The organism is Lewinella sp. IMCC34191 (assembly GCF_003390935.1).
In the GTDB taxonomy this organism is placed as follows: domain Bacteria; phylum Bacteroidota; class Bacteroidia; order Chitinophagales; family Saprospiraceae; genus Neolewinella.
The window spans coordinates 11,910-25,633 of sequence record NZ_QNQZ01000017.1 but is presented as its reverse complement, the minus strand read 5'-3'; the positions used below and the strand labels follow the sequence as shown (position 1 = coordinate 25,633).

The following is a 13,724-nucleotide window of genomic DNA, read 5'->3' as shown; positions in this document are numbered from 1 at the left end:
TATGAGTTCGTAGGGATTACTGTACTAGCGGAATAAGCACCCGACACGGTTTAAAAAGATAAGTTGATCCCACGCTAATCACTGAATCGCGATTTTGCCAGCCGGTACCGTTGCCGTATGTAAGGTGCCCAGCTTAACCTGGTAGGTCAGTTCGCCCCCCGCCGCCACCCGGATGCCGTTGCGGATAGATCCGTCGAGCGGTCGGTGTACGAGCATGGCCGTGTAGAAGAGGGCTTCGCCGCCGGGCGCGATGGTGCGCTGCAGCTTCGTCGGCTTGCCGAAGGTGTTATCCAGATGCTCCCGGAGGCCTTCGATCCCGTAGTTGAAATCGGTGAGCTTATCGACGGACATCGTATCGCCCGGAAGGGTCAGGCGCACGTAGGTGTCGGGTGCCGTGGGAAGGGGTATGGAATCCCCCGGAAATTCCAGCGCAAGCGTGAGGGGGCGGTCCGATGTATTCACGATCCGGCTCCAGAACACCCCCACCCCGTAGTGTACGCCGGATGGATCGGTATACCCGACTTGTCCGCCGGGCTCAATGGAGCTTCCCCCCTTGGGCAGGCTATTCTGAATCAGGGCGGTGTGGCCGCCGGCGTCCGCGTAGCGGTATTCGGTGTCGACAAATTGGTTGAGCGGCGATGGTGATGCCGGTAATGGGGCAATCGCAGCGGAGGGCGGTACGCTATCAGGTGCTTTCTGCGCGGCCGGCGTCGGTTCGCCCGGTCGGCAGCCGACTAACACCGCGAGTGTTCCGATAAGAATTATTGATCGTTTCATCATCCGGGAAATTAAGCGGTGGCGGGGCATTGTCAAGATGAGGGGTTTACTATGGCAACCCTCCTTATGACAAGCTGTATTACCTGCGCTCCGCCGCAAAAGTAAATTTATAATCATCCGTGCAGTCAACTCACCTCGTCCAGTATCCCCGCTGCCGTTCGGTAGAAGATATCATCCCGGTTGAGATAAATAAGGGTGAGCCCTATGGTGTCGTAGAAGCCATGGGCCAGAATCACCAGCGCCAGGTTCTTTCGGTGGTAGGCAAAAACGAAAAAATAGGCCGTACTCGCCAGACCCACCGCGATCACGCCCGCCGGCCCCTGGTAATTATGGGAAATACCGAAGTAGACGGAGAGAACAGCAGCGGACATTAACCAGGCTCGGTCCGTATCGCCCAACCATTCGGCGAGGTGTTTCATATAGTAGCCGCTGAAGAGCAACTCCTCCCCGCAGGCCGCGAATACCCACATGATGATGTAGAGGATCAGGAAATTCGTAAAGTCGCCGCGAATATCCTCCACCGAATGCAGATCAATACGCCCGAAATAGATCTCCAAAAAGGGCTGGATGCAGACATCGACCACCAGGAAGGTAGCAAGGGCGATAAGCAGGGCGTAACCGGCCGTCCGCCAGGTCACCGGCCTTTCCCACCCGAAGCGCGACCAATCCCAGTGGCTCCCCCACAGGAGCAGCCCGACGACGGCCAGGCCGAAGAAGTAACCGAAATTTCGGTCCGCCAGGGAAAGTACCGGGGCGATGGCCATTACACAGACCACGATATAGGGTCGGGATAAAAATGGGAAGAGTCGGTTAGTCACTTTTCAGTTGCCTTCTGTGGGTTCGCTATCCGCCGGTATGCATTACCGGGGTTGAACATAATAGCGGTTTATGGTGGGTAATCCGCCCGGCCATCCGGCAAACCGACACCCTCTTTTCCGGTCACGGTGACCGTTGATCGGATCGCGGCCCGCCTCCGTTGCGCTCTCCGCCGGCTTCGTCGATTCGGGCAATTATTTTTTCCGTCGGTCGACGATTCCCCAGCCGCGCTTCGACGCCAAACAAGCTATAAGCTGGCGGCAACCTTAACCTTTCCGTAGGAGGAAGCCCGGCGATCGTCCGGTACATTTGGGGTATTACACCGACTATACATCCGAAGCCCGTATGCAGCAGTGTCCACTTTTCCACCCTTCCATTCTTATAATATTCAGTCTCGTGGCCGCCGTGGTAATGGTATCCGGCTGTTACGACGACGATGACGTCTACGAACCTGAACCTATCTGTCGCGGGCCGGATGGCAGCGGTTGCGCGGGCGAGTCTACCTGTGAAGACGGGACCTGCGCCTGCCTGGATCAGGCGAGCCAACTCGCTCCCGGCTTCTGCGTACAGAATCAATTCCGCAACACCTTCGTGACCTACGACCAAATTCTCGGGTGCAGCGATACCACCCTGGTTTCCTTTCTTGATGACCCCTTTACGGTAACCTGGGGTGCACAGGAGGCTAACCGTCCTTTGGCTACCTATGGGTACAACCGGAATCCCAACCTGTATCTGCCGGGATCCGCCGGGGCCATGCTTATTCGACCCGAAGGAAGGGATACGGGAGCGGACAGCCTGTACATCACCGATATCTTCGGACCAACTAAGGAATACTGCTATAGCGGGTCATGGGCTTGCCTGAATTCGTTTGAGGGGGCGTTCGTGGGGCGGGACACGATTCGTGGCGTATTCCGCCTGATCGGCTGCAACGATCGAAATTCCGGAGAGCCCTTCCCGGAGGAGTTTCGGCACGAGTACCCGATGACGTTCGTGCGGGTGAACTGATATTGCGCCGGGGCGCGGACGGAAATAACTTGTGCCACCCGCGCGTACTCCAGCATACCCTCCTGCCCGGGCGCTTCCGTCCGATCCCAGCCGTTCTTTTCAAAGAAGCGCTTCGCCAGCTGATTGCGGGAGGCCACGTAGGTCACGTACCGCCGCCCGGCGGGCAGGGGTGCCGCTCGTATACCAGGTCCAGGATGCGGGAGCCCAGTCCGCTGCCGATCAGGTCCGGGCGGACGGCCACGTCGGTGATTACGGGGTAATAGTGCGTCCCGTCACCGAGGGCCAGACCCACCACGCCAACCAATCCCTAGCCCGAACAGACGGCGTACTCAAGGCCTTCGTCATCGATGGGTACGTCGGCCCATGGGATACCGCATGCCGCCAGCTTTTATCCTTTTCCGCTAGTGGGCCTTCCTTCCGCCGGTCAAAGTAGGCGAGTCGTCACCCACCCACCTTCACCACCCGCCCCGCAGCCCGCACTTCCTCGTTCACCAGCCACCGCAGCGTATATACGCCGGGCGGCAGATCGGGGAGCTGCAAATTGACGGGATTACTTACCCCGGCCGGGTACCTTTCCGACCGGACGCGTTGGCCCAACTGATTGATCAGGTGCAGCTCGCTGGCCCGATCGGTCGTCGGGAGTTCCACGTTTGCCCAACGCCCGAGCGGATTGGGGTACACCCGCAGGCCCACCGTACGGACTGGGTTGTACACCGAAACAACTCCTCCGACGGCTGTCCCGCAACCCGCCGGTTCGTCGGCCACGGAAATGCGGGGGGCGCTTACGTCGGCTATACCTCCGGCCGGAGTGAGGGTTATCGGGGTCACCGAGGGGCCGGTAAAGGTGGGGGTCTGTGCTCTCAAACCGCTGCAAGCAACAACCAACCACCCGGCGACAACGAAGCGGTAAAGGACCGTGCAATTACGCTTTCTCATACTCCGGTAGAAAAGTCGTAGCTATAGCTATACTCTCCCGAGAGGGAGCCATCGTCGTTGTAGTAGTAATACGTGATTTCAACTTCCGCGGGCACCAAACCGATGACTTCCTGGATACCCTCCCCGTTTTCAGCGCCGGTTTCCCATTTCTTTACTACCACGTTGGTGAGTTGGTAGGTAATCACGATTCTGGATGATCTCGCATCGGTCCGGTAAGCGGTGAGGGTCATCTCATTGAATCTAGTGTGTTTGGTTACCGCCTCGAAGAGCAAGGGCGTCGCCCGGTCGGTGGTTTTTCCCAACAGGAAGCAGCCTTGCGTGACCGTGGGGCTGGTCCTCCCCGTCTCCTCTTCCGTGGAAATGCCGTAGGAGAAACTGGTGATCTCAATTTGATCCTCGAAACCGGCTCTCCGTACTTCACCGGGGATTTCCGGAATATCTAGTGTATAACTAAGTTGCGCGGTAAGGAAAAGGGGCAAGACAAGTGCCATCAGGCCAAGGAGCCAACGAAAGGAGGTAACGTGGATCATAGGAATGCGTTTGTTACCCTATATCCGCGCCCGCATTTCTCCGTTACACGGTAGTTCATATTTTTTTTGGCAGAAGGTAGGTCGCATCACCCGTAGACTATGCGAGTGGAGGGGAATGCCGATCGTCGCGGCCGCCGCCCTCCCCGGCCTCGACATCATTTTTATTGCCCAGCAATATCCATACGCTTTGAGAGCTGGCCGGCGGTCGTAGCCTGGCAAATGTAACCCCTCGCGGAAGCGGAAGCTGCTTGAGGGTTCAGAACGATTTTTTGCGGCGGAGCGCAGGTAGAGGGCTATCCCACCGAAGCAATCTCCACGTAAAAGATCAAGTCGCTATTCGGCGGAATCCCCTGCCCGCGACCCTTCGGTCCGTAGCCCAGTTTGGCGGGGACGAAAAGCGTGGCCTCGTCTCCCCAACGCAACAGCTCCATGGCTTCGTCCCAGGCCGGGATGACCTCGCCGCCACCGACCAGGAAGCGCACCCCGCGGGGACTACTGAACGATTCCTCGAATACGCCGTGTTTATCGGCCAGCATGCCCACGTAGTGCACCTCCACCCGCTGCCCCCTACGCGGTTGGCGGCCTTCCCCCGCTTCGTGGATGACGTAGCCGAGGCCGGATTCCGTGCGCTCCGGTTCCAGCTCACCGTCTAAGTACATCTGCCGCACCTCCCGGGCGAAGGCGATGCGGTCCGCGGCGCGGGCCCGTAATTTGGCTTTGGTGGGCTTTTTCATTAATCGTCTATCGCCGCCCCTACCAGGATGCGAAATTTCCATGAGGTTTGGTCCTTGGAAGTGCCCTGCGTCTGCTTCATCAGGATGCCGATCAGTTCTTCTTCCGGATCCGCGAAGTACTGGGTGTTGAAGTAGCCGCCCCATTCGAAGCTGCCCGCGCTGCTCTTGCCGCCCATACTTTCCCCTACCTCGTTGACCAGGCCGAAGGCCAATCCGTAGTCGGCGCCCTCGCCCCGCAGCCGACCGATCTGGTTGGAGAGGATCGCCTGTACCGTGGTGCGGCTGAGTAACCGCGTACCGTTCAGCTCGCCCTCGTTCAGGTACATTTGCAGGAAGGTGGCGTAATCCTCCGCCGTGCTCGATAGGCCGGCCCCGCCGGAGAAGAAGCGTTGGGCGCCCTTGATGGGGTAGTCTGGGTCGTAGAAGGTGGTCGGAAAGTTCTCCCAGCTGTCGTCGGTCGGCCGCTGGATGGACACCAGGCGATCGGCCTTACTTTCCGGCAGGTAAAACCAGGTATCCGCCATGCCCAGGGGCTCGAAAATGTGGGTGCGGAAGTATTCGTCCAGCGGCATCCCGGACATCACCTCGATGAAGTAGCCCAGTACGTCCAGCCCTTCGCTGTAAGTGTACTTCGTCCCCGGATCGTGGTGCAGGGGTAGGGTAGCGAGCTTGCGGACGCTCTCCTCGATGGAGATGTCCTCGGTGGTAAACAGGTCGGTCACGCCCGCCGCTTCGTACATGCGCCGGAAGCGTGGGTCTCCGTCGATGACGCCGTAGCCCAGCCCCGAGGTGTGGGTGATCAGGTGCCGGATGGTGATGGGCGTGCTGACCGGGCGGGTCTCGAAGGTGCCGTCCTCGTACAGGGTATCAAGCACCCCCGTCTCCGCAAACATGGGCAGGTACTTCGCGATCGGATCGTCGAGCTGAAACAGCCCCTGCTCCCACAGCATCATCACGGCGGTAGAGGTGATGGCTTTGGTCTGGGAGGCGATGCGGAAAATGGCGCCGGCTTCCAGTTCTTCCCCGTCGGCGCTGGCTTCCCCGAAAGCCTTATGGTAGACGATCTTGCCCCGTCGGGCGACCAGGGCCACCGCCCCGGGCACCTCGTCCTCCTCGATGGCGGTGGTCAGCATCTCGTCGATCCGCGCCAGCCGTTCGGCCGACATGCCTACCGTAGCCGGATCGGCCGTAGTCAGGGTAGGGGAGTCCTGGCTGGTGGCGGTCTGGGCGGTCAGGCCGAGCGAGAACAGCAGGATAAGCGGGGCGACAAGGACGCGAGCGAGCATCGGGAGGAGATTGGTTTGGGAAAAGGTAGCCATTTTTCGTGCGTCACTATAGCACGAATCGTTGCTGGAGCCGAAGTGCAGTATGGTTACCCGGGAAGGATACCGCTCAGCCCGGACTGTCCCGGGATGGGTGTAGCTTTGAGAACAGATGACCATGGGAAACCCCAAATATTCCCCCCTAGAACGAAGCCGGCTTACGAAAGGCAAACGCTTACTCCCAAGATGTATAACCAATCGCGATGAAGGCTAAAGTAAATGAGCTGGTCATTCTGGGCCTGATCGTTGGTTTAGCCTGGGTTTTTCACCTTGGTAATTTGACGGGACTGCCTTCCCAAAGGCACGCCTGGGCGGAATCCGATCGATATGCCCTTTCGCTCGGGTTTGTCGAAAACGGGCTCCAATTTTTTGAACCGCAGACATTCATCTACAACCACCAATTTCCGCACAACTGGGAGGTGCCGGGTCGTACCACCATTACGGCAGTGGATTTTCCGCTCCACGATTATCTACCCGCCGTATTGATGAAGGTATTCGGGAGCACTTCGCCCTGGATATTTCGGCTGTACATTTTGTTGTATAGCTTTATCGGACTCTTCTTTTTGTATAGGCTATCCTTTGCCGTTACCAAGGACTCTATCAAATCCGCGTTGGTGGTCGCATTTGCCGCGACCTCCCCGGTGTTCGTGTACTACCAGGCGGGATTTCTTCCTACCATACCCTCGCTTGCCAATGCTATCATAGGCATGTATTTCTATTACCTGTTTTTGGGCGGACACCAGAAAAGGGACTTTCGGATAGGGTTGTTTTTCGTCACGCTCGCCGCTTTGTCGAGAACGACTTTTGCCATTCCGCTGATTGCTATGCTGGGCGTGGAGTTCATCCGCTTGTTGAGGGGGGAAACTAAATTCTCTTCCCTTCTGCTACCGGTAAGCGGCTCCATATTGTCCATACTTGCGTATTGGTTGTACAACGGATATCTCCGGGAAGAATATGGTTCTATGTTTCTGAACTACCCGTTACCGGCTACCAGTATCGAGCAGGCGAAGGAGATCATCGTGTACGTTTACGACACCTGGGCGCTCGAGTACCTCACGGTATACCACTACGTTATCGTGTTCGCGGCAGGGGTAGCAGCGGCTGTCTACTCCCTGTTCACCCGAAATTTCAACACGAACCAAGCTACCGGGTACCTTGGCATTTTGTGGTCGGCCTATGTGTTCGGCTGCCTGCTTTTTGCGCTGCTCATGCTCAGGCAGTTTCCGGCGCACGAATACTATTTTTTGGATACGTTCCTCTTCCCCCTGCTGCTGTTCTTGCTGGTCGTTCTGTCTTTGCTCCCGGTCATCGAGCTAAAGGCCTACCAGGTAATTTCGGCCATCGTGGTGGCGGTGTTTTCCGTGATGATGACGCTGGATACAATCGCTTTGCACGACAACGTCCAGGAGGCTCACTATTTGGACAGAACGAAACACACGATCCGGAATTACCAAGGGGCTGCCGAATGGTTAGATTCCTTACGGGTCCCGAGAAGCGCAAAAATGCTCGTGATGAATCCCGCTGCTCCAAATTTGCCCTTTATCCTAATGCAGCGAAAAGGATATGCCGTGATGCGACCTACTGCGGAAATCGTCGAAAAATCGCTCGGCTGGGATTACCAGTTTATCGTTTTGGAAAAGCAATATTTCGTTGAGGAAGTATATAATGCATATCCGCAGATTTTGTCAAAATTAGATAAGATCGCAGACAATGGCCGGCTTGCCGTCTGCCGATTCACGGAAAACAACGAGCAAAGCCTGCTTGATTTCATGGGGGTAAAAGATACCGGCCCGGTGCTGAAAGAATTCGTCGATTTTGAAAATGACCCCGACCCATCGTGGCAAAATTTCCATCCGGTCGCCGATCAAGCGTATAGGGGTGAATATTCGGGACATGTGACAAGTGATATGACCTATGGCCTGACGTATAGATCGAAAAATCTGCCGGAGCTAAGAACGGCTAGCCGGACGCTGGCCTTCTCTTCGTATTTCCTGACCTCCCGGGAAGCGAATTGCGAAATCGTAGTTTCCATTGACGGGGGCGGTGAAAACCTCTATTATCAATCCTACAGTATTAAAAATCTCGTGAAGCAAAAAGGCGAGTGGAAAGAAGCGTCGTTGGTGTTTAGCCTACCCAGAATACAGCGGGATACCTACGAATTGGCCATATACGTATGGAACAGGGGGAAGTCTGATCTTTACTACGATAACGTTGAATTCTCGCTTTACTGAGTTGACCGCAGCCGCTCCGCGGACATTCCCGCCGCAGCCGGATCGGCCGTGGGGAGGCGGTCTGGGCGGTGAGGTTCGGGCGCTTCATCCGGGGTCTTCGTCATCCCTTCGTTGTTTTGGCTCCTGCTGACCAAGCGTCTGCGCTATTCAATAGCTTTACAAGCCCATAGTCCTCCCGCAGGATGCTTCGGTAGGAGAAAAACGCAAAAAGGGCAAAAGCAAGGTAGTAAAGATACAGGAGGTTATTTATTGAGCCTTTGAGGTCAACGTAAAACCCTACCCGGTGGTAACTCAGCAAGTTGTGGGCGGTAGCCACGCCGCTGGCGAAGACGATCGTGCTGAGCAGAACGACGCCGTAGTGGCCTAGGGCGATCCTTTTATCGTCCGATAGCCTGTAGAGCAGTTTGTACTTATGCTTTCGGCTACCGTAATACAGGTCAGCAGCAAAGTCCCAGGTAGATCGGTATTCGCCTTGCAGCCGGGGAAGCGCCGGTACCTTCTGTCGGTTGATCAGGTGTACGTAATACAATGCCAATACCCCTATCACAACTATAACATTCGCGACGAGGAGGACATTCCAATCCATCCCCAAACCGACCAGCGGGTTGGTCTCATCTTTGTACCCCTCGGTTTGGAAGAACCATAGGCTGGTGGAATAAATGTCGCACCCCCTCATAAAAAGCAGGAGCAGGGAAGCCGCTATAAATCGAAAGATCATTTCCGGTTTTCAATTAAGATAGTAGTTATCCACGATATATACTCCTGCCGTACGTCACGGAAACTTCCCTAACCCGGAGTTGGTGCAGGTCTTAGCCGGATAGATACCGCTCCGGGTTTTGGCTTGGGGGTGAAGCATCCGGTCTTTTAATAGCCGCGACGCTGCTTGTTAAGTTTGATCCAGCAGGTTCAGCGGTGAGCAGGTTGGTTCTTCCGGCTCCATTTAAATACCTGCCGGGCGATCCGGTGCTGATATCCAGCCATAATGGAATACGATTGCTTCCTGCTGATGCCGTGTAACGATCTTGTATGGATGATGTTTGCTGGCAACGGGATTAAGGGCATCGGTGATTCGCAGCGGAACGGCAGATGGAGAGCGAAACGCAGGACAATAAGACCCGGGCTTACCGTGCCGAACATGGGTATCCAGGATGTCTTTCCCGAAATGCCGCGCCGCCGGGACTACGATCGGTAATAACTAGCTTTGATGCGATAGTCGATCAGTAAGCAAAACAGATACGGATGCGTATACGAGGAAAATTATACCGGATAGTCAATCAGCCATTCAGCGGGTCCTCCGGTACGTTGCTGCTCCTTTTACTGAGCATTTGGTCGCTTCGGGCCCAATCCCAGCTACCGCTCAAATTCGATTTCGGACCAGGACCGGTCGCCGAAGGCTTCGCGGCCGTTAGGGACACCACCTCCTACACGCCGGAACGAGGCTTCGGTCTCATCAGCGAATCCCCGGTGCAAGGGGTGAGCCGCGCGGGAAAGGGTGCCCTGACCGGTGACTTTCTCACGTCCGATCGCCCGTTCTACTTCGTCATCGACCTGCCCGAGGGGCATTACGATATCCGCTTAACACTCGGCGATACCGATGGGGAAAGCGTAACCACCGTGAAAGCGGAGTCGCGCCGCCTGATGCTGGAAGCCGTTGAAACAGAGCAGGGCAAGGTCAGGTCCGCCTCCTTCACCGTCAACGTGCGCACGCCCGATATCACGGACACGGAAAGTATCCGACTCAAGTCGCGGGAGATCGGCTACCTGAACTGGGATCACCAACTCACGCTGGAGTTCAACGGGAAACGGCCCTGCATCAACGCCATTGAAATTACGCCGGCCACGGATCCGGTAGTGGTGTATCTGGCGGGCAACTCCACCGTCACCGATCAGGAGAACGAACCCTGGGCGTCGTGGGGGCAGATGTTACCGCGCTTCCTGAAGCCAGGCGTTTCAGTGGCCAACTACGCCGAGTCGGGCGAGGCGCTCCGGAGTTTTATCGCTGAGAAGCGGTTCGCCAAGATCGCCAGTCTGATCAAGGCGGGCGACTACCTTTTCGTGGAGTTCGCCCACAACGATCAAAAGCCCGGTGGCGCGCACGTGGAGCCGTTCACCACCTACCAGGAGGAGCTACTCCGTTTCATCAATATGGCCCGCGACAGCGGTGCCACCCCCGTGCTGGTCACTTCCATGCACCGCCGCCGCTTCGACGATGCGGGAAAGATCGTCAACACCTTAGAAGAATATCCGGAGGCCATGCGGCAGTTGGCCGCGCAGGAGAAGGTAGCCCTTATCGATCTCAACGCGATGAGTAAAGATCTTTTCGAAGCACTAGGGCCGGAGGGATCCAAACGGGCATTTGTACACTATCCGGCGGGTACCTATCCCGGCCAGGAAAAGGTGCTGGCGGACGATACCCACTTCAACCCCTACGGGGCCTACGAGCTGGCGCGGTGCGTACTGGAAGGTATCAAAAACAGCCATCTCGACCTGGTAAGGTTCTTCCACGATGAGGTGCAGTCCTTCGATCCGGCGCACCCCGATCCTGTAGACACCTGGTACTGGCCCGCTAGTCTCAACTCCAGCCTGGTGAAGCCGGACGGAAACTGATCTTTACCGGTACATACCTGGATACGCCTGCCCATACATAATCGTATCGGTATGTCGTCGACCGCGCACGCGCTTATGGAGTAAGCCAACCCGCACGCCCTTTTCCAAAGTGCTTCTTTTACGGCGGCGGAGCGCAGGTAAAATGCCCTTCTGCAATCGGATCGGTCTGGATGATCCGAACCATAACCAGCGCGGACAGTCGCAAGCCCCTTCGGCGTATCAGACTTGAAACCTCTCCCGTGCTATTGCCAATCTGCTAGCCGAACCGAAATGACCGGGAGCCAGGGTCACTGATCGGCACGTCTTTGCGCCCTTAGCCGGTCGAAATACTCGTTCATTAGATCCCATATGGCGTAGTACTCGAGTTCTTTAGCCCGCTCGTCCCCTCCGAAGTCGGTATTGATGACGATATATCGGCCGTTCTCTGTCTCTTTGTCGAAGAACATCCAGGTGCCCACGCCCGCGTCACCGCCGGAATGCCCGACGTAGCCCTGTCCACTGTGGCCGATGAAGATCGCCGGATCGTAATCCTCGTTGTAGGGATTACCGGCATCCCGCGACGCGAAGTTTACCTCGCTGAGCTGCGGCCTGAAAAGTTCGGCGTAGCTATTCCGGCTAAGTAGTTTTCCTTCCCCGGTGTACCCTTTGATGAGCTCCGCCAAATACTTTGCCATATCGCTGCTGGAAGAAATGAGCATGCCGTCCGGATAGGTGATAGCGGTATAGAAGGGCAGGACGGAATGGTCGTTGCGGTACAGTCTGGAATGCCGCTTCACGTCTACCGCTTCCAGTGACCAGCCGGTCGCGGACATCCCCAGTGGCGCCAGGATATGCTCTTTCGTAAAACGATCGAACGGCTGCCCGCTGACCCGTTCGATGATCAGCGCGCAGAGTGTAGCGCCGATATTGGAGTAGTTGTACCGCTCCCCGGGTGCGAAGCCGGTATAATTATCCGATTGATAGTATTCCCCTTCCGGCTCCAGGTAATCCTTGAGATAATCCGCCATCGGAATGTCCTTTTCGGGCAGGTTGAGTTGCTGGGCGGGATAATCCGTGCGGATACCGGTCAGGTCCTGGCCTTCCGTGATGATCCAGGCCCGCTTCATATACTGCTCGGTATCGTTGATGCCCGAGGTATGCGTAGCCAGGTGCCGTACCGTGATGGCTTCGTCCGGGAAGTTGGGGTTGACTACCCGGAACGGCAGGTATTTCCCAATAGGGTCGTCAAGTTCCAGTTTACCCATCTCTGCAACCTTCATCAGGGCGATGCCGATCAGGGTTTTGGAAACCGAAGCTATGTGCTGGAGGGTGTGCTCCGTATAGGCTTCCCCGGTTTCCCGGTCGGCAACTCCGAATCCTTGGGAATAAAGCACTCCCCGGTCGTCCACCATCGCTACGCCGAATCCGTTGATTTCTCCGCTTCGTCGGATGGAATCTAATTCGGTCGTCAGGGAATCCCGGGCCGATCCCGGCCCGGGGGCTGATGCGGGGTCCCGGTGCTGCGGACTACACGCCAGGGCGGTAGCTGCCAGCAGGAGCAGAAGCGTCACTTTGTACATTCGGTATGTGCTTAATGCCAGAAGGGCCGAAGATCGCGCCCGTCTTCCAACGGGAGCACTTAATGCCAGGGAGCGGGCTAAAACCAGAATTTGAGCCGGGCAAAGCCGTCGATGCCGAGATTCTCGCCGCGGGCAAAATCCTGCACCAGCTTGACGCCAAAATCGAGGGAGGTGTGCTGGTTGATGAAGACGCTGCTACCTATGCCCAGATCGGCGCGTAGCGCATCATAGGACATGCGCTGGTCACCGGAGGCCAGTTCGCGGTTGATCGATTGGTACGAGTAGGTCAGGCCGGCCTCACCGAAGAGGTTGAACAGGGATTTAGTCGTTAGGTAATAGCGCGCTCCGACCCGGGCCTGCCCGTAAAGTGCCTGGTAATCCTTGATGCCGGACGCCTCCGATTGATCGAAAGCGTTGGCAATTACTTCCACGCTGGCCTGCAGTGCTAAGCGATCGGTGACGAAGTAGTCGATAGAAGGCGTAAAATTAAGGTAGTTGAAAGCATAGGCGTTGGCCGTACTAAGGGATGCCTCGAATAGCTGGTTACCCAGTACGAAGGATCCGGCCCGGAACTGCCCCTCGGCCGCGCTTTTTCCGGCCGGTCCGCCGAGCAGGGTGTTGAAATTTCCCCGCAGCCGGTAGGCTTGCCCACGTCGAGTCTGGTCCGTATAGCGCAGTTCCAGGTTAAGTAGGGTAGTGGCGTTGAAGGTCCGTTCGAGGCCCAGGGCGCCGTACTTCCGCCCGATATCGAAATCGCCTACCTGGAGCTCCAGCCCCGCTTCCGCGTACGGACGCCACCTGTTCGCCGAGCCGTTGAGGTAATAACGTACGAAGGGGCTGAGGTAGACGCCGTCGCTGCCGATGATGGACAAGCCACTACCCATGAGTAAGCGATCCGTGAAGAAGTACCCGGCCCGTGCCTGGTCGGTGACCAGATCGTCGTCGATCGTTCCATCTAGCCAAACCTTGCCCTTTCGGGTCAGGGAGTCGACAGGGGTGTCCTGGGCGGAAAGGACGGACGCGAAGACGAGTGTAGAGAGGAGTAGAAGTATGCGCATAAATTAGGATTTAGGTGGCGCCGTGCTCCGTGTCTTCCGGCTGATGGACACCGGAGAACCGTCGAATGCAACGATTCATTTGCGAAATACGCCGCCTTTCCAATGCAAAAGAGGCAGTTCTTTCGCCGGGGGTTGTACGGTTTATACTG

The 13,724-nt window shown here is 56.8% G+C and carries 13 protein-coding genes; 3 read left to right on the top strand and 10 right to left on the bottom strand.

Going from position 1 to position 13,724, the window contains the following annotated elements; translation table 11 throughout:
• Positions 1 to 78 precede the first annotated feature (78 nt).
• Together DRW39_RS21380 and DRW39_RS21375 are read right to left on the bottom strand one after the other, a co-directional pair.
• Positions 79 to 777, bottom strand: coding sequence for a hypothetical protein (locus tag DRW39_RS21380; RefSeq protein WP_157976293.1), 699 nt, complete (start codon positions 775 to 777; stop codon positions 79 to 81).
• Between the two features lie 125 nt (positions 778 to 902).
• Entirely contained in the window at positions 903 to 1,541 is a 639-nt protein-coding gene (locus DRW39_RS21375) for a CPBP family intramembrane glutamic endopeptidase (RefSeq protein WP_116109200.1), read from the bottom strand.
• A gap of 397 nt (positions 1,542 to 1,938) precedes the next feature.
• Here DRW39_RS21375 and DRW39_RS21370 point away from each other — a divergent pair, with 397 nt between their 5' ends.
• Positions 1,939 to 2,598 (top strand): hypothetical protein, encoded by a 660-nt coding sequence (locus DRW39_RS21370; RefSeq protein WP_157976292.1) that lies wholly within the window; start codon positions 1,939 to 1,941, stop codon positions 2,596 to 2,598.
• Positions 2,599 to 2,740: 142 nt separating this feature from the next.
• Here the strand turns inward: DRW39_RS21370 and DRW39_RS22410 are convergent, their stop codons facing one another.
• The 5 genes from DRW39_RS22410 to DRW39_RS21350 all read right to left on the bottom strand — a co-directional run bounded on the left by DRW39_RS22410 (position 2,741) and on the right by DRW39_RS21350 (position 6,084).
• Positions 2,741 to 2,890, bottom strand: coding sequence for a hypothetical protein (locus DRW39_RS22410; RefSeq protein ID WP_157976291.1), 150 nt, complete (start codon positions 2,888 to 2,890; stop codon positions 2,741 to 2,743).
• Positions 2,891 to 3,039: 149 nt separating this feature from the next.
• Positions 3,040 to 3,462 (bottom strand): T9SS type A sorting domain-containing protein, encoded by a 423-nt coding sequence (locus DRW39_RS21365; protein ID WP_157976290.1) that lies wholly within the window; start codon positions 3,460 to 3,462, stop codon positions 3,040 to 3,042.
• A gap of 68 nt (positions 3,463 to 3,530) precedes the next feature.
• Positions 3,531 to 4,064 carry an Hcp family type VI secretion system effector gene (locus tag DRW39_RS21360; protein ID WP_116109194.1) on the bottom strand — a complete coding sequence of 178 codons (534 nt, stop codon included), beginning with the start codon at positions 4,062 to 4,064 and terminating at the stop codon, positions 3,531 to 3,533.
• Positions 4,065 to 4,357: 293 nt separating this feature from the next.
• Positions 4,358 to 4,798: an FKBP-type peptidyl-prolyl cis-trans isomerase gene (locus DRW39_RS21355; RefSeq protein WP_116109193.1), complete on the bottom strand. Its 441-nt coding sequence runs from the start codon at positions 4,796 to 4,798 to the stop codon at positions 4,358 to 4,360.
• Positions 4,798 to 6,084: a serine hydrolase domain-containing protein gene (locus DRW39_RS21350; RefSeq protein ID WP_116109191.1), complete on the bottom strand. Its 1,287-nt coding sequence runs from the start codon at positions 6,082 to 6,084 to the stop codon at positions 4,798 to 4,800. The genes DRW39_RS21355 and DRW39_RS21350 overlap by 1 nt, the downstream gene beginning before the upstream one ends.
• Positions 6,085 to 6,323: 239 nt before the next feature.
• On the opposite strand from DRW39_RS21350, the gene DRW39_RS21345 reads away from it, so the two are divergent.
• Positions 6,324 to 8,351, top strand: a complete 2,028-nt coding sequence (locus DRW39_RS21345; protein ID WP_116109190.1) for an ArnT family glycosyltransferase — start codon at positions 6,324 to 6,326, stop codon at positions 8,349 to 8,351.
• A 100-nt stretch (positions 8,352 to 8,451) separates the two neighbouring features.
• Here the strand turns inward: DRW39_RS21345 and DRW39_RS21340 are convergent, their stop codons facing one another.
• Positions 8,452 to 9,069 carry a hypothetical protein gene (locus tag DRW39_RS21340; protein ID WP_116109188.1) on the bottom strand — a complete coding sequence of 206 codons (618 nt, stop codon included), beginning with the start codon at positions 9,067 to 9,069 and terminating at the stop codon, positions 8,452 to 8,454.
• A gap of 521 nt (positions 9,070 to 9,590) precedes the next feature.
• Here DRW39_RS21340 and DRW39_RS21330 point away from each other — a divergent pair.
• On the top strand, positions 9,591 to 10,958 hold the full coding sequence (locus DRW39_RS21330; protein WP_116109185.1) for a rhamnogalacturonan acetylesterase: 1,368 nt from the start codon (positions 9,591 to 9,593) through the stop codon (positions 10,956 to 10,958).
• A gap of 287 nt (positions 10,959 to 11,245) precedes the next feature.
• On the opposite strand, the gene DRW39_RS21325 is transcribed toward DRW39_RS21330, so the two are convergent.
• Together DRW39_RS21325 and DRW39_RS21320 are read right to left on the bottom strand one after the other, a co-directional pair.
• Positions 11,246 to 12,517, bottom strand: coding sequence for a serine hydrolase domain-containing protein (locus tag DRW39_RS21325; RefSeq protein ID WP_116109183.1), 1,272 nt, complete (start codon positions 12,515 to 12,517; stop codon positions 11,246 to 11,248).
• 77 nt (positions 12,518 to 12,594) lie between these two features.
• Entirely contained in the window at positions 12,595 to 13,575 is a 981-nt protein-coding gene (locus DRW39_RS21320; protein WP_116109181.1) for a hypothetical protein, read from the bottom strand.
• Between the last annotated feature and the right edge of the window lie 149 nt (positions 13,576 to 13,724).